The following is a 23,517-nucleotide window of genomic DNA, read 5'->3' as shown; positions in this document are numbered from 1 at the left end:
GATGGAAGGAAGGACAAGAGATGGTTTAATTGATAAGTATATAGCGGAAAATTTAGGAGTGGTATAATCTTTCTTTAAGACATATATTAACATGCTTCTGGACTTAACAGTTTCCTTAAAAAAAGCAAGGTTATTACTGATGGTTAAGTCGCAAAGGTGTTATTTCGTTATCAAGTATATCGAGAATGAAAGGGAATCAACACTTTTACTATATGTCAATTGGGGAGGAAGGTACAAAATGAAATATGAAAAATTGTATAAGATTAGAAATAAGAAAAATATGTAGCAGAGGTAGATCACTAAAATCATTGGGATAATCCACTTAAAAGAAACTGGTAAAAGTGATTTTTTATCCTAAAAGAAAAAAAGATAACGAAAACATTTGGTTGTACATTAGATGATTTATTTGGTGATGAAGAATAGCAAGTTGATCCATAACTATATATTCATCATGTCGGTTGATAGTGGAACAACTAGTAGTATGGAAATGTTACAAATAAGTAAAAAAGAAAATAAAACAGTATCTACGGTGTAAAATATACGAAAGGAATACAAAGGAAATTAAAAAAGTTACACATTCATGGGAGTTCATCTTTTTATTGCATAATCATTATTTTTGAAATATCGTAGAAACGTTGATATATTAATACTTGTACATAATTGTTAAGTTTTATTACATACTAATATTTTCGGAAGAAGTATCGTTCAACAAAATGAGAGACTGGAAACAGGGGAGACGTATGATAAGAAAATTCACAATCATTTTAGGAGTAGTATTATTAGTAGTAGCATGTGGAAATAATGAGGAAAATATAAATGAATCAAATATGAATAATGCGGAAGAAGTTGAACTAGCTCCCAGTATAACAGGGGATAAAACAGAAGGGTTTCAATTAATTCATGAACAAGCCCATAAAACAAAAGTATATGAAGATGAATGGATTAAGATGACATTAACACAATCTATTCATGGAAGAAGTAATGTAAGAGATGTAGTTGAATTGAAATTTGCAGTTGAAAACAAAACAGACAAAACATTCCACATTAATTTTGACCATGTCATTTTCGATGACCGTAATATTGAAGGTACAAAGTTAAATATGTTTGGTACAACTGTCAACGAAAAGGACACAACAGTATTAGATGTTATGGTTTCCAATGAAAACGAATTAACTTTTGAAGAAAAAATTTATGGAGAATTTCGATTAAAAACGGAAGATGATGGGGTAGAAACCATTGAATTCCAAACAGCTATTAATTATGAATAAAAAAATCAGGGATGAAAACATATATTTGTTTTCTCCCTGATTTTTTAATTGATTGTCCTCATAATGCGTTTGTATGCACGATCACGATCAAAGTCTTCTCCCATTGTAAATTTTTCAAGTAGGTTATCATTTTCATCCATGAAGTATGTGTAAGTAGAATGTATGATTTCTCCTGAACCTGGGTCACGATATGCAAAGTCTAAAGCGTCCGCGATTTTTCTTGTTTCTTCTTCAGATCCAGTTAAAAATAACCAACCATCATCATCTGACTCTACTTCAAAACGACCTGCATAATCGCGTAAAACTTCTGTTGTATCATGTTTTGGATCAATTGTAATAGTAATGAATTCGACTTTATCGCCGAATACACCTTCTTCTTCTAAAGTAGACTTTAATTTAGCCATTTCTAGCGTTGTAACAGGACATACATCAGGACATGATGTATACATAAATTCGATTAAACGTGCACGTTTTGGCAGTTCATTAAAATCAACGGTTTCTTCAAATGCGGTTTCCATGACAACGTCGTCTGGAAGTTCAGCCGTTCCAGGACGGAAAATCTCTAAATAATAAATACCAGCACCAACCCCTACAACAAATAGGGCGATAAAAGTAATATAAATTTTTTTCATCTTACTTCCTCCATTAAAAATGATAAAAGAGGGGGAGAGAACCCCTCTTTTACATTACCATAATTTAAATCCCTTAGCTCCCGGAGGGGCACTCTGAATAATATCAATTAAAGGAATTGTATATGCGAATAAAACTAATGCTAATGTAACTGCAGTCCATAGTTTCCAATTTTCGAAAACTTTAGGTGGTGCAATTGCTTTATTACTTACTTCAGCAATCGGATATTCTTCTTCTCCTTTAGGAGCGAAGAATGCTAAATTGATGAAGATAATAATCATAACAACCATACCTAAAAATAAAATTGATCCCCCAACAGCTTGTGCAATTTGATATGCACCCCATGCAGCAGTATCTTCGTTTCCTGCATATGTAGAAAATGCAGAACGACGTGGTCCACCTAATAAACCTTGAATATGCATTGCTGTAGACATAATAGTCATACCAACTGTCCATAAAATCGTTTGTGCAATTGCTAATTTATTGATTGACTTTGTATAGGTTCTTCCTGTTAAAGAAGGGACTAACCAGTAAGCTGCACCGAAAAATGTTAACATTACTGTCGTTGCAACAGTTAAGTGGAAGTGACCAGTTACCCAAATCGTGTTGTGTACAACTTGGTTCATTTGGTTTGATGCGTTAACGATTCCACCAGCACCACCAGGAATGAAGAATAGCATTCCGATAAATGGAGCTAAAAATCTAGCATCTCCCCATGGCATTTTCTTTAACCAACCGAACATTCCTTTCGCACCAAGTTCACGCCCACGTGCTTCAAATGTTGCAAACATACTAAATGCTGTCATCATAGAAGGAATAACAACAATCATCGTTAAAATAACTTGAATGAATTTCCAGAATGGATCGATACCAGGTTCTGTTAACTGGTGGTGGAATCCAACTGGGATTGAGAATAGCAATAATAAAATAAATGTAAATCTAGCCAGTGAATCGGAGAAAATTTTACCACCGATAATTTTTGGTACAATTGCATACCACATCATGTATGCAGGTAATAACCAGAAATAAACTAATGGGTGACCGAAATACCAGAACAATGTACGGCTTAATAAAATGTTCATCGTTTCTGTCCATCCTAATGCCCAAGGAATCATTTGGAAAATAACCGTAATCGCAACACCTAAAGAAGCAATTTGCCACATTAACATTGTTATAACAGCCATATAGCTTAATAAAGGTGTTCTTTCACCAGGATTTTCTTTACGGAAACGTGCATGACGTTTGAAAATAACAAATCCATCAAACCATGTACCAACAATAACTAAAGCTAAACCGATATAGAAAATAACATGTGCTTGTAGTGGAGCGTAAAATGTAAATAAAACAGTTGCTTCATTTAGTAAAATCATTGTCGCTGCCATAATCGTACCAGCTAACATTAACCAAAATGCGATCCATGCAAGTGTACGCTCTGTTTTATTGTATCCACCTGTCGTTTTACTTTGTGCAGATAACATAAAACCTAAAATGAAAAATGTCGTTAATACTAAACCTAAAATAACACCGTGTACTGTTAAGATTTGATAATATCCAATACCTGCTGGTAATTGGAAGTGACCTGAACGTTCTAATGTTTGTAATAAACCACATGTTGCCCCAATAAATAGAGAAATAAAAGCAACATACATATGGGACATAACAAGACGTGATTCTTTTTTAGATAAACTTCTTACTCCTTGTGTCATTATTCAACCACCTCAATCGTAGCAGACATTAAATGGTGACCTACACCACAATATTCATTACATACTAATGTATATGTGCCTGCATTTTTAAATGTATTTGTATACGTACTAATATAACCAGGCTCTAACATCATGTTAACGTTTGTTCCAGCAATCTCAAAGCCGTGGATAACGTCTGTTGTCGTTGAAGAAACATGTACTTTCGCACCTTTTGGAATTTCAATAACTTTTTCAGGGTTTCCAACATCATAATCGAATGCAGAAGCAACGATCGTTAATTGATATTCATTGTCCCCAATTTCTTTTAATCCTGGTTCTTTAAAGAGTGTATGCTCTCTAACTGTTTCTGGATCTAATGTTACTGCACAGCTAGGTGGCTTGTTTCCCATATAGAAAGCACTTATTCCAACTAATGTCAGGAATACTAGCAATGTTGCAGATCCGAAGAAGATCCATATCTTTTCATATTTGTGCATATTCATTTAACTATTCCTCCCAATCTCTCGGTCTATCTTGATAAGAATAAAGACCAAACTCCAAACCACATAATAATAATGACGAAACCTACTACACCTACACCGAATAAAGTACCTCGTAAATCAATGCCATCATGTTCATCTACATGTGCTTGATTTTTCTTTTGCGGTTCTCCCATACTTACCTCTCCCCTCTACCACAAATTCATTCATTAAAGATAATGTATAAGTACGATAGAATTAAAAAAACAAAATGTTTCATCATGTTTTGTAACGAATATTGTTTTTTAACTCTATCTTTATGATACACGAGAAAAGGCCTTATAAAAGGCTTCATGTCAACGTTTCACAATTTAGACGAAAGTCTTTTAAAAGGTAAATTCAATTAGTTTTTAAAACATAAATGTTATAAAAGTATGTGAAAAAACTGTGACCATTTTTTGGATAAAACGTTACAAGAGGGGAGAAAAAGAAGAATTACAGACCAAAAAATAACCTTTCTCGCTTTATAAGCAAGAAAGGTTATTTTATATACTCGGACTTTTATGTGTCCCTTATTTTAGTTTGTAACTTTTTCAACGTTTGCTGCTTGAGGCCCACGTTCACCTTCAACAATTTCAAAAGTAACTTCTTGACCTTCTTCTAATGATTTAAATCCTTCTTCTTGGATTGCAGAGAAGTGTACGAATACATCGTCTCCTTCTTCTAATTGGATAAAACCATATCCTTTTTCGGCGTTAAACCATTTTACAACTCCATTTTGCATGTACATAATCCTCCTAAATTCTTTCACGAATGCCGTGTTGATATACAAAGAAAAGATTGAACATAAAAAAACATCATGCTGAAGGTGGATTGCGTCTGTACCTGCACACATGAAGTAACTTTTATGAATCCATTCAACTTCTTTGTTATATATTAATATAACGATTTTCATTTATATAGTCAAGCGGTTACATTCATAACATTCAGTTAATTTACAAACTATTTATTTTATATTATTTCATAAAATTTGTTTAATTCATATTGAAGTTTCAATAATAGCACTTATGAGAAACAGTATTTTTTGATTAGTGAGGTTGGGTTATCGTGTAAAATTGCTTTCGTAACTGTATCATTAATGATATAGTTTATTAAGCGATAAAATTAATAAGTAAGAATGGTGATATAGATGCAAAATTATATACAATTATTAGAAGATATTTTACAAAATGGAGCGACGAAAGGGGATCGAACTGGGACAGGTACGGTTTCTGTATTTGGGCGTCAACTTCGTTTTGACTTGCAAGAAGGTTTCCCATTATTAACGACGAAACGGGTACCATTTCGTCTCGTTGCAAGTGAATTGTTATGGTTTCTACGAGGGGATACAAATTTAAAGTTTTTATTAGAACATCAGAATAATATATGGAATGAATGGCCGTTTAAACGATATATAGAAAGTGAAGATTATGATGGTCCTGATATGACAGATTTTGGTTTACGTAGTCAAACAGATCCAGAATTTAAAGCAGAATATGATGCGGAAATGGAAAAGTTTAAAGAGCGTATTTTGACAGATGACTCGTTTGCCAAACAATATGGAGAATTAGGTCCTGTTTATGGAGCACAGTGGAGGAAATGGGAATCGAAAAATGGTAGTTTTGTCGATCAAATGACAAATGTGGTTGAGCAAATTAAACATAATCCGAATTCAAGACGCTTATTAGTAAACGCGTGGAATCCGGGAGAAGTAGATCATATGGCATTACCACCATGCCATTATGCATTTCAGTTCTATGTTGCAGATGGTAAATTGTCCTTAATGTGGCAACAAAGAAGTGTTGATACATTCCTCGGTCTTCCATTTAATATTGCAAGCTATGCTCTCTTAACACATATGGTTGCTGCACAGTGTGATTTAGAAGTAGGAGAATTAATTTTTTCCGGGGGAGATGTCCATTTATATAGCAATCATATGGAACAAGCAAAAATATTAATCGACCGTACACCAAAACAATTACCGACATTAAAGTTAAAACGAAAGCCAGAAACAGTATTTGATTATACAATGGATGACTTTGAGTTAGAAGGTTATGATCCACACCCTACAATAAAAGCAGATATTGCCGTATAAATGGAAATTACATTTTAGGACGAAAAGATGAAAAATGGATTTGGGCAAAAAATCCAAATGCTTTTCAAGTATACTTTTATTAGACTGTTTCTTGCTAAAGATATACCGTTCTTAAATATTATATTTTTTAAAACTTAAAGTTAAAACAATTTGATTCATCCTACAATATTTAAAAATAAGAAGCACCTCTATAAATTATTAGATAAATACATTAATTTTACTAGAGTGTGCTTTTTTGTATGTTTAAATTTATTAAAAACGGATTAATTTTTCTGTTGATTACGGCTAGCCTATGGAGCATGAAGCAAATATTAAGAAGCGACAAGCGACACATTAGATTGAACAAAATTCTTTGCAATAAAAATTTATTTAATGAAACTAAAATTCTCTTGTCGGTGTCAGTATGTTTTGCCCAATTTTATTTATATTCATTTATCATGTGGTTATTCGATTACTAGCATATTTTATCGGCTCGTCATCTATGTGAAAAAATTCATCGTCAATGTATTGACTTCGCTATGCTCCTTTTTTAATTAATATAGGATATGGTACAATGTGGATATAATGAATGAAAGGATTGACTCGATGGCACTAATGTTAATTTTTGGAATCGGCATCTTTTTTATTATCATTGTATTGTTGTCGATTGTTTCTGTTATAAGTAATCGAATCAAGATACCGAAAGATGCATTACATCAAGAAATAAAAGATTTAAAACAACGAGTAGAAAGACTCGAAAAGGAAAGACTATAAAAACAATCCAATTATTTTTCCTTTCATTACATGAGCATACATTTTATTTTCTTAGGTTATACGGTGTAAATGGAGTGATTTAAGTATTTTCTAAATTAGTATGATAAGTACACATTGCATGACATTCACTTTGCTGGATTTAGTTTCATACTTTTATATATGTTCATGTAGAGACGGTAGGTTGCTATGGAATAGATATATTACCTATGCTATAATTCGGTTTGTGTAAAAAACAATAAGTGAGGAGTATTACGTATGTTATCCCTTATAGTCGCAATGGATAAAAATAATGTCATCGGTAAAGATAATGATATGCCATGGCATTTGCCAAAAGATTTACAACATTTTAAAGAAACAACCTTAGGTTCAACAATGGTTATGGGTAGAAAAACGTTTGAATCTATTGGACGTGTTTTACCTGGTAGAACGACAGTCGTATTAACGAGGGGAAAACAATCATTTCCTGAAGGTGTCGAAGTAATCCATTCTATGGAGGAAATTTTTGCCTTACAAGAAAAGGATAAGAAAAAAGAATTGTTTGTCATAGGTGGGGGGCATTTATTTGAACAAATACTTCCATATGCCGATCGCTTATATGTGACGGTTATCAATGAAGCCTTTGATGGCGATGTTTATTTTCCAGAAATAGATCCAACAATATGGGAGGAAACAACGAAGGAAAAAGGAATAAAAGATGACAAAAATGTGTATGAGTATTACTTTATTCAATATGATCGAAAAAAATAGTCGTTCTTTATTGTAATGATAAAACAATTCGCTTATAATAAAGATGGTTAAATTAGGAACATACTTTTAGCAATGACTGTATGACATGTAACGTTATATAGCATTGTATATGTTTAAAAAATGAGGTGAAATTCATGGCGCAAATTGGAATTCCAAGTTTAATATTAATTTTAGTTGTCGCGTTATTAATTTTCGGACCTTCAAAGTTACCTGAAATTGGGAAAGCTGCAGGAAGTTCGTTAAGAGAATTTAAGAATGCAACAAAAGGTATGATGGGTGACGATGAAAAAGAAGATAAAAAAGAGTCGAACGAATAAATTGGTGTAAGGACATCCTTACATCTTTTTTAATCGTACACATATTAGTGTAACAAAGGAGCGATAGGGCAAAATGTCTACTAATGTAAATGGGAAAGAAATGAACGTCGTTGGACATTTGTCTGAACTGAGAAACCGCTTAATGGTTACAGCTTTTGCTTTCGTTGGTTTTTTTATCCTTGCTTTTATCTTTATTAAAGATATTTACAGTTTTTTTGAAAATGATATCGATTTTAAATTAACTGTGACAAGTCCAGGAGATATTATTTGGATTTATTTTACGATTGCGGGGCTTGTAGCAATAGTAGCAACATTACCAGTTCTTAGTTTACAATTATGGTTATTTGTAAAACCCGGATTAACAGAGAAAGAGAGAAAAGTGTCTCTATCTTACATACCAGCAGTATTTTTATTGTTTCTTGGTGGATTAGTATTCGGGTATTTTATGTTTGTTAAATTAATTTTACCATTTTTATTAAATTTAAATGATGGTATGTTTAATGAACTTTTTACAGTAGAAAAATATTTCCGTTTTATGTTGCGTGTTACATTGCCGTTTGCTATTTTATTTGAACTACCTATTATTATTATGTTTTTAACGAGTTTAGGCATTTTAACACCGGACTTTTTAAGAAAGTCACGGAAATATGCATATTTTATTTTGTTAATTGTTGGGGCACTTGTAACCCCACCTGATGTTGTACTACAAATAGCGGTTGCAATTCCACTTTTTATTTTATATGAAATTAGTATTCATTTATCACAGATCGTTTATCGCAAGAAAATTAAGCGACATATGGAATATATGAACGAGTAATGTAATGGCACATTACTCGTTTTTTTGATGAGAAAAAGCATGATTCGACAAATTTTACCGTTAATCTTTGTGTAATTTGTAGCATTTTGCGGGTACCCGGGAAATATAAAAGGAAATTAGTTGGGAAATTAAACGTTCAGATAACTGTCAAACAGATGACGCTTATTTCATGAAATTTCTGATACAATATGTATGATAGCTTGTGTTAGGGGGAGAGAAATGGAAGAAGTAAATTTATTTTTAGCGTTCGGAGCAGGATTCTTATCATTTATATCACCATGTGTGTTGCCTCTATTTCCAGCATTTTTATCTTATATTACTGGAATGAGTGTAAATGAATTAACGAATGATGATAAAAAATTTAATATGAACAGTATGATTCATACAGTTATTTTCTTATTAGGATTTTCATTAGTATTCGTTATGTTAGGTTTTTCGGCGAATGCATTTTCGAAATATTTATTAATGTACCAAGATTTAATTAGACAAATTGGTGCGATTGTTATTATCTTCTTCGGTTTAGTAATAGTTGGAATATTAAACTTTGAGTTTTTAATGAAAGATCGATCAATTAAATTTAAAAATAGACCGTCAGGATTTATCGGTACATTTATTATTGGTCTAGCATTTGCGATGGGATGGACACCTTGTATGGGTCCTATTTTAGCGATTGTTTTATCCATGGCAGCAACACATCCAGATCAAGGAGTTCTTTTAATGATTAGTTATGTGTTAGGTTTTGCAATTCCATTCTTAGTATTGTCTTTCTTTATAGGAAAAATGGATTTTATAAAGCGTCATAGCCAAAAGGTAGTAAAAATAGGTGGCTATATTATGGTTGTATTTGGTATAGCGTTATTTTTCAATTGGATGGCTAAATTATCGTCGTTATTTGCAGAATGGACAGGATTTTATGGGTTTTAATTAGCGCTTTCATTTTTAGTTATATTCGTGTAGAATAGAGAAAGAAATGATGAAACAAATGAGGAGTTTTACGATGCATAAACCGAATAATCTAATATTAAAAGTAACGTCTTCTTTAATTGTATTTATTTTATTAGGCTTTGCTGTATATTTATTACTGGCTGGACATAATTCTCCAGGTGGTGGGTTCGTTGGTGGATTAACGACGACCGCGGCAGTTTTATTAATGTTCATGGCATACGGTGAAGAACAAGTGAATAAAATTATTCGTATTAATTATATTCAGTTTATTCCGTTAGGATTGCTCGTTGCAATTTTAACTGGGCTAGGTTCATTATTATTTAATGTCCCATTTTTAACACACACATTTGGCACATTTACAATCCCTTTAGTTGGCGAAGTGGAACTAGCAACGGCGATGTTGTTTGATCTTGGTGTTTATTTCACTGTATTCGGTTCTACAATGACAATTATTTTAACAATTGCTTCAGATAGAGGCTCAGTGAAAGAGTAAGCAAAATGATGAAATCAATGGACCAAACAGTTTTAGTTGCTGCCAGTACGATAGTTGCATTTGGGATGGCGACCATTATGATTTTTGTACGGGCAAAAGCTGCAACAAAGCCAATTACTCCCAAGAAAATTATTTTGCCCCCTGTCTTCATGAGTACGGGGGCTTTTATGTTTCTTTTTCCAGCATTCCGTGTTTCTTTATTAGGGATTGGAGAGGCGGTAATCGTTGGACTATTTTTTTCGATTTTTCTTATTAAATTAACGAAATTTGAAATAAGCGAAAAAAATATATATTTAATCCCGTCAAAGGCATTCATCTTGATTTTAATCGGCTTATTAATTATCCGTATGATAATTAAAATGATTATAGGTAGTATCATTTCATTTGGAGAAACAAGTGGCATGTTTTTCATACTTGCTTTTACTATGATTCTAACTTGGCGGATCGCAATGCTTCGAAAATATTATCAATTGAAAAATGTTATCGAAAAAAGAATGTAGTTATATACTATGTTCTTTTTTTATGTAAAAGAAACCAAAACATATATAAGTATGATACATTTAAAGAAGTATACTAGCGTTGGAGTGAGAAAAGAAAATGACAAAGGAAGAAGAAATATTACATTATATTATTTTAAATCCATATATAACACAACAAGAATTAGCAGAAAAAGTAGGACTATCCCGTTCAGCTGTCGCTAATTATATTCGCGCTTTAACAAATAGCGGAAAAATTATTGGTAGAGCGTATATTGTTCGTGAAAATGAAGCGATAGTTTGTATTGGTGGTATGAACATAGATCGAAAAGCAAGCGCAGAGGAAAATGTTATCTTACATAGTTCAAATCTAGTGCATGTCCTAGAAGTTCCTGGTGGTGTAGCAAGAAATGTCGCTGAAAACCTGCATCGTTTACAGTATAATGTATCATTGTTGTCTGCTATTGGAGAGGATAAGGAGGGAATTTGGTTATTAGAACAAGGAATAGAAAGTGGGCTAGATGTAAGTAAAGTATGGACATTACATTCAGAAAGAACTGGATCCTATACGACATTAATAGATGTAACAGGCGAAACTGTTGTAGCGATGGCAGATATGAAAATTTATAATGAAATTACGGTTGACATGGTAGAAGATAGATGGGCGAAGATAGAAAATGCAAAAGCTGTATTTTTGGATACCAATGTAAGTAAAGAAGTAATTCAGTTTATTATTGCTAAATGTCGGGAAGAAAAAATTCGTTTATTTATAACTTCTAGTTCATCTGTGAAATTGAAAAAACTTCCCTTTGAATTGAGAGGAGTGGAAGCAATCATCTTGCATAAACGAGAAGTGGAATATTTGTTCCAATTAAACTTAAATAAAGATGACGACTATATGAAAGCGATTAAACGTTTAAAAGAAATGGGTGTAGTATATCCGGTTATTTTACATAATCATTATACCGTTTACGGTGAAATCGATGGGAAAATACAACCTATAACAATTCATCCATATATTTTAAAAGATGAAACGGGGATGCAAGAGGCATTTGTATCGGGATTGATGTATGCCATCTTGCAAGAAAACACTTTAAAAGATGCATGTTACTATGGTTTATGTAATATGAGTTTGACAGCCCAAACAAACACATCCGTTTATCCCGAAGTAACTGCAGAGTTATTGAAAAAACAGGTGGAAAAAATAGGGTATAACAAATGAAACGTATAAAGAAGCAAATAAGAAGTTCGAATGTAAAGGCGAGGTTAAATAGAAGAGAAATAAATGTAAGGACCACCTTTCTAACGTAATTCATCTTTGCAACCGCCCTTTTGTTTGGGCTTTTTGCATTTCTCCCAGAATAGAAAAGATGATATTGACAGCGGAGAATTTGATAGGTAAAATAAACTTGTGTTTTGATTATAAACATTTGTTTTATGGAGGGTATATGAATAAACAAGTGAAAAAAGATACATACATCGTCTGTATTGGCGGTGCGAATATTGATCGAAAATATCGGGCGAAACAACCAATTATGCAAGGGACATCCAATCCAGTTGTATCATCTACCTCTATCGGTGGTGTTGGTAGAAATATTGCTGAGAATTTAGGAAGGCTAGAAAATGATGTAAAATTGCTAACAGCGGTAGGAAATGATGCTGATAGGTTGAAGATTTTGCAATCTTCGAAAAAGTATATCGATATGAATGACGTCTTGGAAGTCGAGGGACATTCTACTGGGTCATATACAGCCATTTTAGATGAAGAAGGTAATATGGAAGTTGCTTATGCGAATATGGATATATTTGATCAACTAACGATCGAACGAATAAAGGAAAAAGAATCATTAATTCGCTCTGCAACTTGTATTGTAATAGATTTAAATTGTCCGAAAGAAACAGTAGAGTATGTATATACAATTGCAAAACGTTTTACAATCCCACTCATTATTATTCCTGTTTCTTCCCCTAAAATGGACAGATTACCTACCACATTAGAAGGTGTGGAGTGGCTCATTACAAATAAAGATGAGTCTGAGACGTATTTTCAAATGCCAATTCATTCACATAATGCGTGGAAAGAAGCGGTAAAGAAATGGTTACAAAAGGGTATAAAACAAGTCGTAGTAACAAACGGAGACAATGGAGTGATGGTCGGAAATATAGCGGAAAATAACGATTTAAATATACAATGTTTTCCTCCGATACGTGCTGAACAAGTAATCGATGTAACAGGTGCTGGTGATGCATTTTGTTCAGGGGTAATTTTTGGTTTTATAGAAGGAAATACATTAAAAGAATCGATTCAACTTGGGATGATAAATGCATATAAAACAATTTTGTCCCTATACACCGTTCGATTAGAATTAAGCAAAAGTCAATTATTACAAGAGATGGAGGAACTTTAAAAGTGAAAGATTATTTACTATTATCTGAAGAAGTGCAACAAGCGAAAGAGAAAGGATTACCAATTGTCGCTTTGGAATCAACGATTATTTCTCATGGGATGCCATATCCTGAAAACGTACAAATGGCACGAGAAGTAGAAGAAATTGTTCGTAGTCAAGGTGCAGTTCCAGCTACGATAGCGATTATGGATGGAAAGATTAGAATTGGATTATCCAATAATGAGTTGGAACTATTTGGTAAAAGTGAGAATGTGCAAAAAGTGTCACGTAGAGATTTAGCCCAAGTTATAGCTACAAACAAGTTAGGAGCAACTACAGTAGCATCAACGATGATTTGTGCAGAAATGGCTGGAATTGAAATTTTTGTAACAGGTGGTATTGGCGGGGTACACCGCGGGGCTGAGACGACGATGGATATTTCAGCAGATTTAGAAGAACTTGCACAAACAAATGTAGCTGTCGTCTGTGCTGGAGCAAAGTCAATTTTGGATTTAGGTTTAACGATGGAATATTTGGAAACAAAAGGTGTTCCAGTAATCGGGTATGAAACAGAATATTTACCTGCATTTTATACGAGAAAAAGTGAACATAAAGTACCTTTCCATACGGATTCAATTGAAATCATTGCAAAAACATTAAAGACGAAATGGGATCTTCAATTACAAGGTGGCACAGTGATAGCTAACCCGATACCAGAAGAAAACGCAATGGATGAAACATTCATTAATGGTATTATTGCAGAAGCAATTAAGGAAGCGGAAGCAAATAATGTTATTGGGAAGGATAGTACGCCGTTTTTATTAGCGAAAGTTAAAGAATTGACAGATGGGAAAAGTTTAGAAGTAAATATTGCATTAGTGAAGCATAATGCAAAAGTTGGAGCACAAATTGCTGTAAGCTTGAACAAACTAATATAAATAAAAAAGGTCAGAACATATTTTAATGTTTGTTCTGACTTTCTTTTTGTTGTCTTTCATATTTCTTTTTCCAGTTTTCACGATATTCTTTTTTCGATAACTCGAAATATTGTTCATATGGTGCAACATCGATGTTTTTCTCTTTTAGTTTTTTTCGTAAAAATTTATGGTCCCTTTTTGGCGTACCAATAATATAGCCTTGGATAATGATATCTTCGGTAATTTTTGTAGCATTTTTATCTAAAGCAACTTCCCCAATTTTACCTGCAATCGTTTGTTTTGCAACGTCACGGAATAATTCTGGAACCGGTGATACTAATTCATTTAACAACCCAAGTTCCTCTTCTCCCCACATATGTTTTGTTTTGTCGATATAGTGATGTTGCCAGTACATATCTGATTTACCGTCTTCTTTCGGTAGTTGTTTTAAAAACTTTCGGAACATAAAATATCCCCCAATTGCTAAAAAACCAATTAGGAAAAATCCCCATAAAACGATAATATATTCCATTCAATCTCACCTTTCATGCAAAAAATGGTATCTTTTTTCTCCATGATATAGTAATATCATAATAAAGTTATCCGTTCTTTATCTGCCTATTATTATAAACATTAAGAGACATACATACAAGTAAGTGGCATATATTGACATAGAGACCACGTTTTGTAGGGGGAATGTTTACAATGTTTCATAAATTACCATTAAATGAAGGTAATCGCGAAATTTTGCGGTGTTTTTCGGAATGGTACGTGCAAGTGACGGAAGAAGTAGTCTTGTTCTTATTAGACTCCGAATTGAAGATCATTCAAGTGTCATCGACAATCCAAAAGTATTTTCCACAGTATAAACATTCGTACATAAACATGAATTTCTTTCAACTAATACCTCATGAAATTTTCATGGAAGATGAATTTCAAAATGAACATCATATTTTCATTCCTAAATTTTCACACGAACAACGAGATAAAAAATACTACTTTTCATTGTTGATTGAAGAACAAGAAGTAGAAGGTGAAACATATTATTTTAGTTTATTAAAAGATATAACTGAAAAAGTACACCAAGAACAAATGAATATTAAACAACAAGCATTGATCGAGACGGCAACATTAGCTGCTGGTGTAGTTCATGAATTAAGGAACCCGTTAACATCTATAAAAGGATTTCTCCAATTATTACAAGCAGGGGTAAAGCAAGAGGGAGTATATTATGAGGTAATGATTAAAGAGGTCGAAAAATTAGAAGAACTTACGACCTATTTATTACAAACCGGAAAACCTTTAGACGAGAAGAAACAATTAGAAACAGTTAAAAATTTAATTGAAGATTGCTTGTTTATACTACAAACACAAAGTGAATTACGACATGTTACATTTGAGGTAAATATGGAGGCGGATTACCAATTATTTGTAGATGCTCGGCAAATTAAACAAGTGTTTTTAAATGTATGCAAAAATAGTGCTGAAGCGATGGAGTATGAAGGTAACATATTGATTCATGTGTTTTTAAACGAGTATATGAATGAAGTTGTCATTGAAATTAAAGACGAAGGTAAGGGCATGTCAGAAGAAATGATTCATGAATGGAAACAACCGTTTTGTACATCCAAACAAAATGGGACAGGTTTAGGATTAGCGATTAGTCATTCTATCATATTGAATCATCAAGGGAAAATGTTTTTTGAAAATAGAAAAACGAAAGGAACAATAGCGACGATTACACTACCCCATTTTTCGAACAATAATAATAAATTAACCGAAAGACGCTAAAGTATAATTTTTACTTATTAGAGGAAATAACAAAAACATATTGATGAAATGTTTGTAAACATTTGTTTTATCTTTCAGTTTCATATAGACTATTATTGAAAAGGGTATTTTTAACCTAGAAATATATGAAATGATGAAAGGGGCTAAACAATTAATGGGAAACGATAACTTTCGTACAAAAAAATCGTTTGAACTAAATGGTAAAACGTATAATTACTATGACCTAAAAGGTATTGAAGATGCTAAATTAGGTTCTATTGAACGTTTACCGTTCTCAATTCGTGTGTTATTAGAATCAGTTATTCGCCAACACGATGGTCGTGTCATTAAAGATGAACATGTTGAAGGATTAGCAAAATGGGGAACACCTGAGGGGAAAGGTGTAGACGTACCGTTTAAACCTTCACGTGTAATTTTGCAAGACTTTACAGGGGTACCAGCTGTAGTTGATTTAGCTTCATTAAGAAAAGCTATGGTAGATATGGGTGGAGACCCAGATCGTATTAACCCTGAAGTACCGGTTGATTTAGTTATTGACCACTCTGTACAGGTAGATCATTATGGTAACCCAACTGCATTAGAAGCTAACATGGAGTTAGAATTTGAGCGAAATGCAGAGCGTTATCAGTTCTTAAACTGGGCAACTAAAGCCTTTGATAATTACCGTGCTGTACCACCAGCAACAGGTATCGTACACCAAGTTAACCTTGAATATTTAGCAGATGTAGTACATGCAAATGCAAATGAAGATGGATCTTTTGATTCTTTCCCAGACACTGTATTTGGTACAGACTCTCATACACCAATGGTGAACGGTCTAGGAGTACTAGGATGGGGTGTTGGAGGAATTGAAGCGGAAGCAGGAATGCTTGGACAACCATCATATTTCCCACAACCAGAAGTAATCGGAGTGAAGTTCACAGGTGAATTCCCTGAAGGAACGACTGCGACAGACTTAGCATTAACAGTAACGGAAGTATTACGTGAGAAAAACGTTGTAGGTAAATTCGTTGAGTACTACGGACCGGGATTAGCGGATATGCCATTAGCTGACCGTGCGACAATCTCAAACATGGCTCCAGAGTATGGTGCAACTTGTGGTTTCTTCCCAATTGATGAAGAAGCATTAAACTACTTACGCTTAACAGGTCGTCCTGAAGAGCAAATTGCATTAGTTGAAAAATATTGTAAAGAAAACAACTTCTGGTATTCGGCAGATATGAAAGACCCTGAGTACACAGAAACAGTTGAAATTAATTTATCTGAATTAGAATCAAGCCTTGCTGGTCCAAAGCGTCCACAAGACCGTATTGCATTAGGAGATATGCAAGAAAAATTCGTAACTGCGGTTACAGCTCCTGCTGGAAACCAAGGTTTAGGTTTAGATAAATCTGAGTTTGATAAAGAAGTAGAAATTACAAACCCAACAACAGGCGAGAAGTCTGTTATGAAGACAGGTGCAGTTGCAATTGCAGCGATAACCTCTTGTACGAACACATCTAACCCGTACGTTATGTTAGGTGCAGGTCTACTTGCGAAAAATGCTGTAGAAAAAGGGTTAACAGTACCTGATTTCGTAAAAACATCATTAGCACCAGGTTCAACAGTAGTTACTCGTTACTTAAATGATTCTGGTTTAACAGAATATTTAGATGCATTAGGATTCAACACAGTTGGATATGGATGTACGACTTGTATCGGTAACTCTGGACCATTACGTCAAGATATCGAAAAAGCAGTTATGGATGCTGACTTAACAGTTGCATCTGTATTATCAGGTAACCGTAACTTCGAAGGTCGTATTCACCCATTAGTGAAAGCTAACTACTTAGCATCACCACCATTAGTTGTTGCTTATGCATTAGCTGGATCGGTTGATTTCGATTTACGTAATGATTCATTAGGTAAAGATAAAGACGGAAACGATGTATACTTAAAAGATATCTGGCCTTCAATGGATGATATTAGAACTACAGTGAACGAAGTTGTAAATCCAGAAATTTTCCGTTCTGAATATGATAACTTATTCGAATCAAACGAAAAATGGAACCAAATTGAAACAACGGATGAGCCATTATACGAATGGGATGATAACTCGACATATATTCAAAACCCACCATTCTTTGAAGGGTTATCGAAAGATGTCGACACAATTGAACCGTTAAGTGGCTTAAAAGTGTTAGGTTTATTAGGAGATACAGTTACAACTGACCATATTTCTCCAGCTGGAGCGATTGCATTAGATTCACCAGCAGGAAAATATTTACAAGATAAAGACGTATCACCTCGTGACTTTAACTCTTACGGATCACGTCGTGGTAACCACGAAGTAATGATGCGTGGTACATTTGCGAACATTCGTATTCGTAACAAAATTGCTCCGGGTACAGAAGGTGGATACACTACTTATTGGCCAACAGGAGAAATTATGCCGATTTACGATGCAGCAATGAAATATAAAGAAGACGGAACTGGTTTAGTAGTTATTGGTGGTAAAGACTACGGTATGGGATCTTCTCGTGACTGGGCTGCTAAAGGTTCTAATTTATTAGGGATTAAAGCTGTTATCGCAGAAAGCTTTGAAAGAATTCACCGTTCTAACTTAGTAATGATGGGTGTATTACCACTTGTTTTTGCTGATGGTGAGGGCGCTGAAACGCTTGGCTTAGACGGAACGGAAGAGTATGCAATTAACATTGACGAATCTATCACTCCTGGTGGAACGGCTGAAGTTGTTGCAACTCATAAAGACGGAAAAGAAACGAAGTTCAATGTTAAAGTACGTTTCGACAGTGAAGTTGAGATGGACTACTACCGTAACGGTGGTATTTTACAAATGGTTCTTCGTAACCGTATTGCTGAAAATAATTAATAATCTATTAACTTTAAAACGCTAGCTATGTCGTATATAGCTAGCGTTTTTTTCTTTTAAAGGAGTAAAAGATTACTTCTATATCAAATATCCTCATCTTAAAAGCCATATATCAAATTGAAAACTATGTTGTAAATTATGTTATAATCAGTTACGGTTATAGTTAAAAACCGTTATTTTGAACAAAGAATAAAAAGATTCGTCGGAGGGTGTGTTCGTACATGCAATTTACTAGAAATAGAGAAATAGTTGATTTTGCAGTTAGTTTACCTAAAGAAATGAAGTACGCTGAAAACAAATATATGCGAACAGGTATATGTAAACAGTCTATAGAAGAAGCTTACTTAACAAAAGATGGATTTAATGGGGATGGAGTAGCTGATTTACGTCATCATGGTGGACCAGATCGAGCGGTTTGTGTATACCCTTATGAACATTATACATTTTGGGAAAAGGAATTTGGATACCCATTATCTAAAGCGAATTTTGGTGAAAATTTAACGGTTTCAAACATGCTGGAAAAAGATACATATTTTGGCGATGTTTATCGTTTAGGAGAGGCATTCATCCAAATAACACAAAGTAGAATTCCATGCAGCACAATAACGAAAAGAACGAAAAATCCATTGCTTTTAAAACGAATGATCGAAACGGGTTATACAGGATATTTATGTCGCGTTTTAGAAGAAGGTATCGTATGTAGTGATTCCAAAATTACACTTGAAGAACGACATCCACAACAGGTGTCCGTGCTTTTTGGAAATGAAGTGTACTTCCGAGGACATAAAAATGTAGAAGGTATGAACAAAATACTGTCGGTGGAAGCATTAGCAGATGAATGGAAAGAACTGTTAAACGAACGGTTACATAAATTGAAAATTTAACTATATTCGAATGAAGATATTTTGTTGAACATACTATTATGCTCTTTATTTTTCCTAATATAGTGGGAGAGCATAATAATTAACAAACAGTTGCTTAACCTTATCGATTCAACGTATTTTATGTTATGATATAATGCGACAATTATTATTTATGAAGATATATGGAATGTTAAGAAAGGTTTGATATAAATGAGCAATAAAACGGTTGCGTTTCACACGCTTGGGTGTAAAGTAAATCATTATGAAACAGAAGGCATATGGAATATGTTTAAAGCGGAAGGGTTTGAACGGGTTGATTTCGATAAAATAGCCGATATTTATGTCGTAAATACTTGTACAGTAACGAATACGGGAGATAAAAAAAGCCGCCAAGTCATTCGACGTGCAGTTAGAAAAAACCCTGAAGCGGTAGTATGTGTTACTGGATGTTATGCACAAACATCACCAGGAGAAGTAATGGAAATACCTGGGGTAGATGTTGTCGTTGGAACACAAAATCGTAAAAATATGATTAAATTAATTGAGGAACATGAGTTAACTAGACAACCGGTTAATGGGGTACAAAATATTATGAAAAATCGTACATTTGAAGAGATGGACGTACCCGTTTTTTCTGATAGAACGCGTGCATCTTTAAAAATTCAAGAAGGATGTAATAATTTCTGTACATTTTGTATCATCCCTTGGTCAAGAGGGTTACTGCGTTCTAGAGATCCAGAAAATGTGCTAGAACAAGCGCAAAAATTAGTAGATGCAGGGTATAAAGAAATTGTCTTAACAGGTATTCATACAGCTGGGTATGGAGAAGATATGCAAGACTATAATTTTGCGAAATTATTACGGGAATTAGAAACGAAAGTGGATGGTTTAAAACGAATTCGAATTTCATCCATTGAAGCAAGTCAAATTACAGATGAAGTAATTCAAGTGTTAGACGAATCAGAAAAGATTGTGCGTCATTTACACATTCCATTACAATCTGGATCAAATACGGTGCTTGCAAGAATGAGAAGAAAGTACTCTGCGGATTATTATAAAGAAAAAATTGATAAAATTAAACAAGCGTTACCAGGACTTGCAATTACTTCAGATATTATCGTTGGTTTTCCTGGTGAAACAGAGGATGAATTTTTAGAAACGTATAAATTCGTACAAGATATCGGATATGCCGAATTACATGTTTTCCCTTATTCAAGACGGACTGGAACACCAGCAGCACGGATGGATGACCAAGTACCAAATGAAATAAAAGATGCACGAGTAGAAAGAATGATCGCTCTATCAAACGAATTAGCTACAATATATGCAGACAAACATATGGATCAAGCTGTTGAAGTAATCCCTGAAGAAAAGAGCTCCGAAAAAGTAGGTGCATTAGTGGGATATTCGGACAACTATTTAAAAGTTCAATTTGATGGTCCAGAAGAATTAATTGGTTCGATTGTGCGTGTAAAGTTAACGAAAACAGGTTATCCATTAAACGAAGGTACATTCGTAAAAGTAGCTGATCAACTTGTTATAAAGTAAAAATAGTAGATATTCGTGAATAAATAGTAATAGTTGTTGACCGTAATCGGTCCTTATAATATAATGAAAACGAACATGTTTGAAAAGATATGTTAAATATCAATGTTTTTATCTCCGGAGGGAGGGAAATATGTATGCCAAATACAACTCGAATTCGTAAAAACGAATCTTTAGAAGATGCTTTACGTCGTTTTAAACGTAATGTTTCAAAGAGTGGAACATTATCTGAATACAGAAAACGTGAATATTATGAAAAACCTAGCGTGCGTCGTAAGAAAAAATCTGAAGCTGCTAGAGCACGTAAACGTAAATTTTAAAAGTAGGTGTGATCATGTCACTGTTAGAACAGTTAAATGAAAACATGAAACAAGCAATGCGTGCAAAAGATAAAGAGCGACTTAGTGTGATTCGTATGGTAAAGGCATCTTTACAAAACGAAGCTATTAAACTAGGTGTGGAAACATTGTCTGAGGAAGATGAAATAACCGTTTTATCTAGAGAGTTAAAACAACGAAGAGATTCGATGAAAGAGTTTGAGGCAGCTAATCGAATAGATTTAGCAGAAAAACTTGCATCTGAAATAGAAATGTTACAACCATATTTACCTGCTCAATTATCAGAGACAGAGGTAGAGCAACTTGTGCAGGAAACAATTAAACAAGTAGGAGCTACATCTAAAAAAGATTTTGGTAAAGTAATGCAACAATTAATGCCAAAAGTAAAAGGAAAGGCAGATGGGTCTGTCGTACAACAGCTAGTACAGAAACATCTTGCTTAATATTTCAAATGTTTTTAAAAAGGGGTATGAGAGTAATTTCTCATACTCCTTTTTATTTACTTCGTAATTGAATAAAAATTTTCAAATAAATAATGATAATATATATCCGATATGATATTCTAAAATAGAATCGATTTATACATATATGGACAAAGAAGGTGGTGAATGTATTTGTCCAAAAAGATTTTTACGTTTTATATTCTACTTTTAACCCTTTTACTTACTGTTGTTCTTCCACCTGAAAAGAATGCGGAAGATGGTTCAAATAAGTTAGTATATATGATTCCTATAGAAAACGAAGTAGAAAGAGGTTTGGAAGCCTTTTTAGTCAGATCAACAAACGAGGCAATCGAAGCAGGTGCAAATCATATTATATTTGAAATTGATACTCCTGGAGGAAGGGTAGACTCTGCAGGCCAAATTGGGAAATTATTACAAGGCCTAGAGATACCAACGACAGCCTATATTGTAAATGAAGCATTATCGGCCGGTTCGTATATTGCACTTAATTCCGATACAATTTATATGAAACCGAATGCAACTATGGGAGCTAGTGGTGTCATTACCTCTGATGGAAATGCGGCAGATAAAAAGGCACAATCTGCATGGATTGCAGCAATGGAAAGTGCAGCTGAATCGAAGGGGCGTGACCCACAATATGCTGTAGCGATGGCAGATGCTAATGTTGATTTACCAGAATATGGTGCTCCAAAAGGAGAGTTTTTAACGTTAACACCGAAACACGCATTAGATGTTGGATATGCGGAAGGAATTGTACAAAATGAGGTAGAGTTATTACATGCATTAGATTTAGATCAAGCGAAAATTGTGAAAACAGAAACTTCATTTGCAGAGGAGATTGCTCGTTTTGTCACGAGTCCAATTGTCATTCCAATTTTACTTTCTATTGCAAGTATCGGGTTAATTGTTGAATTGTACACACCTGGTTTTGGAATTGCAGGATCCATGGGGATTATCGCTTTAATTTTATTCTTTTATGGACATATTATTGCGGGAATTGCAGGGATGGAAGCAGTTATCCTTCTCATCGTTGGAATCATATTGATTATATTAGAATTCTTTGTTGCAGGGGGAATACTCGGATTTTTCGGTGTTGCCTCGATTGTTATCGCGTTATTAATGTCAGGATATACATTATCTCATATGACGATGAGTGTCGCCATTGCCTTAGTTGCGGCAATTGTTGCTGCGGTTGTTTTATATAAATGGATTGGGACAGAACGAGGTATTTTTAAAAAGCTCATTTTACGAGATCGAACGATGACAGAACAAGGGTATGTTTCTCAAGTGACGAGAACAGAGTTGATAGGAAAAGAAGGTATTACGATCACACCTTTACGTCCTTCAGGCACAGTGCTATTTGAAAAGGAACGACTAGATGTTGTTTCAGAGGGAAATTTCATTGAAAAGGACAAAAAGGTAGAGATCATCCATGTGGAAGGTGTAAAAGTAGTTGTTCGCGAGAAGAATGGTATGTAAGGGATAAAGTGTAGTTATGTCTGCTTCACTGTTTAAGAAAACACATGATTATGCTATATTGCGCTATTCATTCGATATAAAGCATTTGCTAATATTGTCATGGTTAGTGCAAAAGCT

At 34.0% G+C, this 23,517-nt stretch carries 25 protein-coding genes; 19 read left to right on the top strand and 6 right to left on the bottom strand.

All coding sequences use genetic code 11. The annotated features are described in order from the left end of the window. Positions 1-740: 740 nt before the first annotated feature. On the top strand, positions 741-1,268 hold the full coding sequence (locus SPD45_RS00275) for a hypothetical protein (RefSeq protein WP_336265576.1): 528 nt from the start codon (positions 741-743) through the stop codon (positions 1,266-1,268). Positions 1,269-1,312: 44 nt separating this feature from the next. Here the strand turns inward: SPD45_RS00275 and SPD45_RS00270 are convergent, their stop codons facing one another. From SPD45_RS00270 to SPD45_RS00250, 5 genes are all read right to left on the bottom strand, one after another. Further along, positions 1,313-1,900 (bottom strand): SCO family protein, encoded by a 588-nt coding sequence (locus tag SPD45_RS00270; RefSeq protein ID WP_336265575.1) that lies wholly within the window; start codon positions 1,898-1,900, stop codon positions 1,313-1,315. Between the two features lie 54 nt (positions 1,901-1,954). Then, complete coding sequence (locus tag SPD45_RS00265) at positions 1,955-3,604, bottom strand: b(o/a)3-type cytochrome-c oxidase subunit 1 (protein ID WP_336265574.1); 1,650 nt, start codon at positions 3,602-3,604, stop codon at positions 1,955-1,957. Then, positions 3,604-4,086 (bottom strand): cytochrome c oxidase subunit II, encoded by a 483-nt coding sequence (locus SPD45_RS00260; RefSeq protein ID WP_336265573.1) that lies wholly within the window; start codon positions 4,084-4,086, stop codon positions 3,604-3,606. The genes SPD45_RS00265 and SPD45_RS00260 overlap by 1 nt, the downstream gene beginning before the upstream one ends. Positions 4,087-4,112: 26 nt before the next feature. Continuing rightward, a complete protein-coding gene (locus SPD45_RS00255; protein ID WP_336265572.1) occupies positions 4,113-4,259 on the bottom strand; it encodes a cytochrome c oxidase subunit 2A in 147 nt (48 codons plus the stop codon). 380 nt (positions 4,260-4,639) lie between these two features. Then, positions 4,640-4,846, bottom strand: a complete 207-nt coding sequence (locus tag SPD45_RS00250; RefSeq protein WP_336265571.1) for a cold-shock protein — start codon at positions 4,844-4,846, stop codon at positions 4,640-4,642. Positions 4,847-5,251: 405 nt separating this feature from the next. Between SPD45_RS00250 and SPD45_RS00245 the strand changes: the two genes are divergently transcribed. From SPD45_RS00245 to SPD45_RS00195, 11 genes are all read left to right on the top strand, one after another. After that, positions 5,252-6,196, top strand: coding sequence for a thymidylate synthase (locus tag SPD45_RS00245; RefSeq protein ID WP_336265570.1), 945 nt, complete (start codon positions 5,252-5,254; stop codon positions 6,194-6,196). Between the two features lie 585 nt (positions 6,197-6,781). Beyond that, complete coding sequence (locus SPD45_RS00240) at positions 6,782-6,949, top strand: hypothetical protein (protein ID WP_336265569.1); 168 nt, start codon at positions 6,782-6,784, stop codon at positions 6,947-6,949. 255 nt (positions 6,950-7,204) lie between these two features. Next, the gene (locus SPD45_RS00235) at positions 7,205-7,696 is read left to right on the top strand and encodes a dihydrofolate reductase (RefSeq protein WP_336265568.1); all 492 of its coding nucleotides are present in this window, start codon (positions 7,205-7,207) and stop codon (positions 7,694-7,696) included. 134 nt (positions 7,697-7,830) lie between these two features. Then, the gene (tatA, locus tag SPD45_RS00230) at positions 7,831-8,013 is read left to right on the top strand and encodes a twin-arginine translocase TatA/TatE family subunit (RefSeq protein ID WP_336265567.1); all 183 of its coding nucleotides are present in this window, start codon (positions 7,831-7,833) and stop codon (positions 8,011-8,013) included. A gap of 73 nt (positions 8,014-8,086) precedes the next feature. Beyond that, entirely contained in the window at positions 8,087-8,830 is a 744-nt protein-coding gene (gene tatC / locus SPD45_RS00225; RefSeq protein ID WP_336265566.1) for a twin-arginine translocase subunit TatC, read from the top strand. A gap of 219 nt (positions 8,831-9,049) precedes the next feature. Further along, the gene (locus tag SPD45_RS00220; RefSeq protein ID WP_336265565.1) at positions 9,050-9,754 is read left to right on the top strand and encodes a cytochrome c biogenesis CcdA family protein; all 705 of its coding nucleotides are present in this window, start codon (positions 9,050-9,052) and stop codon (positions 9,752-9,754) included. Between the two features lie 73 nt (positions 9,755-9,827). After that, positions 9,828-10,268: a Na(+)/H(+) antiporter subunit B gene (locus SPD45_RS00215; protein WP_336265564.1), complete on the top strand. Its 441-nt coding sequence runs from the start codon at positions 9,828-9,830 to the stop codon at positions 10,266-10,268. Between the two features lie 5 nt (positions 10,269-10,273). Then, a complete protein-coding gene (locus tag SPD45_RS00210; RefSeq protein WP_336265563.1) occupies positions 10,274-10,768 on the top strand; it encodes a CcdC family protein in 495 nt (164 codons plus the stop codon). 97 nt (positions 10,769-10,865) lie between these two features. Further along, entirely contained in the window at positions 10,866-11,966 is a 1,101-nt protein-coding gene (locus SPD45_RS00205; RefSeq protein WP_336265562.1) for a carbohydrate kinase, read from the top strand. Positions 11,967-12,192: 226 nt separating this feature from the next. Then, complete coding sequence (locus SPD45_RS00200; RefSeq protein WP_336265561.1) at positions 12,193-13,152, top strand: carbohydrate kinase family protein; 960 nt, start codon at positions 12,193-12,195, stop codon at positions 13,150-13,152. A 2-nt stretch (positions 13,153-13,154) separates the two neighbouring features. After that, entirely contained in the window at positions 13,155-14,069 is a 915-nt protein-coding gene (locus SPD45_RS00195) for a pseudouridine-5'-phosphate glycosidase (protein WP_336265560.1), read from the top strand. A 22-nt stretch (positions 14,070-14,091) separates the two neighbouring features. Here the strand turns inward: SPD45_RS00195 and SPD45_RS00190 are convergent, their stop codons facing one another. Then, positions 14,092-14,580, bottom strand: coding sequence for a DUF2621 family protein (locus SPD45_RS00190; RefSeq protein WP_336265559.1), 489 nt, complete (start codon positions 14,578-14,580; stop codon positions 14,092-14,094). A 173-nt stretch (positions 14,581-14,753) separates the two neighbouring features. Here SPD45_RS00190 and SPD45_RS00185 point away from each other — a divergent pair, with 173 nt between their 5' ends. From SPD45_RS00185 to SPD45_RS00155, 7 genes are all read left to right on the top strand, one after another. Continuing rightward, the gene (locus SPD45_RS00185) at positions 14,754-15,839 is read left to right on the top strand and encodes a two-component system sensor histidine kinase NtrB (protein ID WP_336265558.1); all 1,086 of its coding nucleotides are present in this window, start codon (positions 14,754-14,756) and stop codon (positions 15,837-15,839) included. A 130-nt stretch (positions 15,840-15,969) separates the two neighbouring features. Then, positions 15,970-18,711, top strand: coding sequence for an aconitate hydratase AcnA (gene acnA, locus SPD45_RS00180; protein WP_442961964.1), 2,742 nt, complete (start codon positions 15,970-15,972; stop codon positions 18,709-18,711). 221 nt (positions 18,712-18,932) lie between these two features. Further along, positions 18,933-19,595 (top strand): MOSC domain-containing protein, encoded by a 663-nt coding sequence (locus SPD45_RS00175; protein WP_336265557.1) that lies wholly within the window; start codon positions 18,933-18,935, stop codon positions 19,593-19,595. Positions 19,596-19,784: 189 nt separating this feature from the next. Continuing rightward, on the top strand, positions 19,785-21,122 hold the full coding sequence (gene mtaB / locus SPD45_RS00170; protein WP_336265556.1) for a tRNA (N(6)-L-threonylcarbamoyladenosine(37)-C(2))-methylthiotransferase MtaB: 1,338 nt from the start codon (positions 19,785-19,787) through the stop codon (positions 21,120-21,122). A 134-nt stretch (positions 21,123-21,256) separates the two neighbouring features. Then, positions 21,257-21,439, top strand: coding sequence for a 30S ribosomal protein S21 (gene rpsU / locus SPD45_RS00165; RefSeq protein WP_336265555.1), 183 nt, complete (start codon positions 21,257-21,259; stop codon positions 21,437-21,439). Positions 21,440-21,453: 14 nt separating this feature from the next. Next, positions 21,454-21,900: a GatB/YqeY domain-containing protein gene (locus tag SPD45_RS00160; protein WP_336265554.1), complete on the top strand. Its 447-nt coding sequence runs from the start codon at positions 21,454-21,456 to the stop codon at positions 21,898-21,900. A 165-nt stretch (positions 21,901-22,065) separates the two neighbouring features. Next, complete coding sequence (locus tag SPD45_RS00155) at positions 22,066-23,400, top strand: NfeD family protein (RefSeq protein WP_336265553.1); 1,335 nt, start codon at positions 22,066-22,068, stop codon at positions 23,398-23,400. Positions 23,401-23,517: the final 117 nt, after the last annotated feature.

The sequence above is a fragment of the Pseudogracilibacillus sp. SO10305 genome, assembly GCF_037072005.1.
Taxonomy (GTDB): domain Bacteria; phylum Bacillota; class Bacilli; order Bacillales; family Amphibacillaceae; genus Pseudogracilibacillus; species Pseudogracilibacillus intestinigallinarum.
This window is presented reverse-complemented; position numbering and strand designations above follow the sequence as displayed.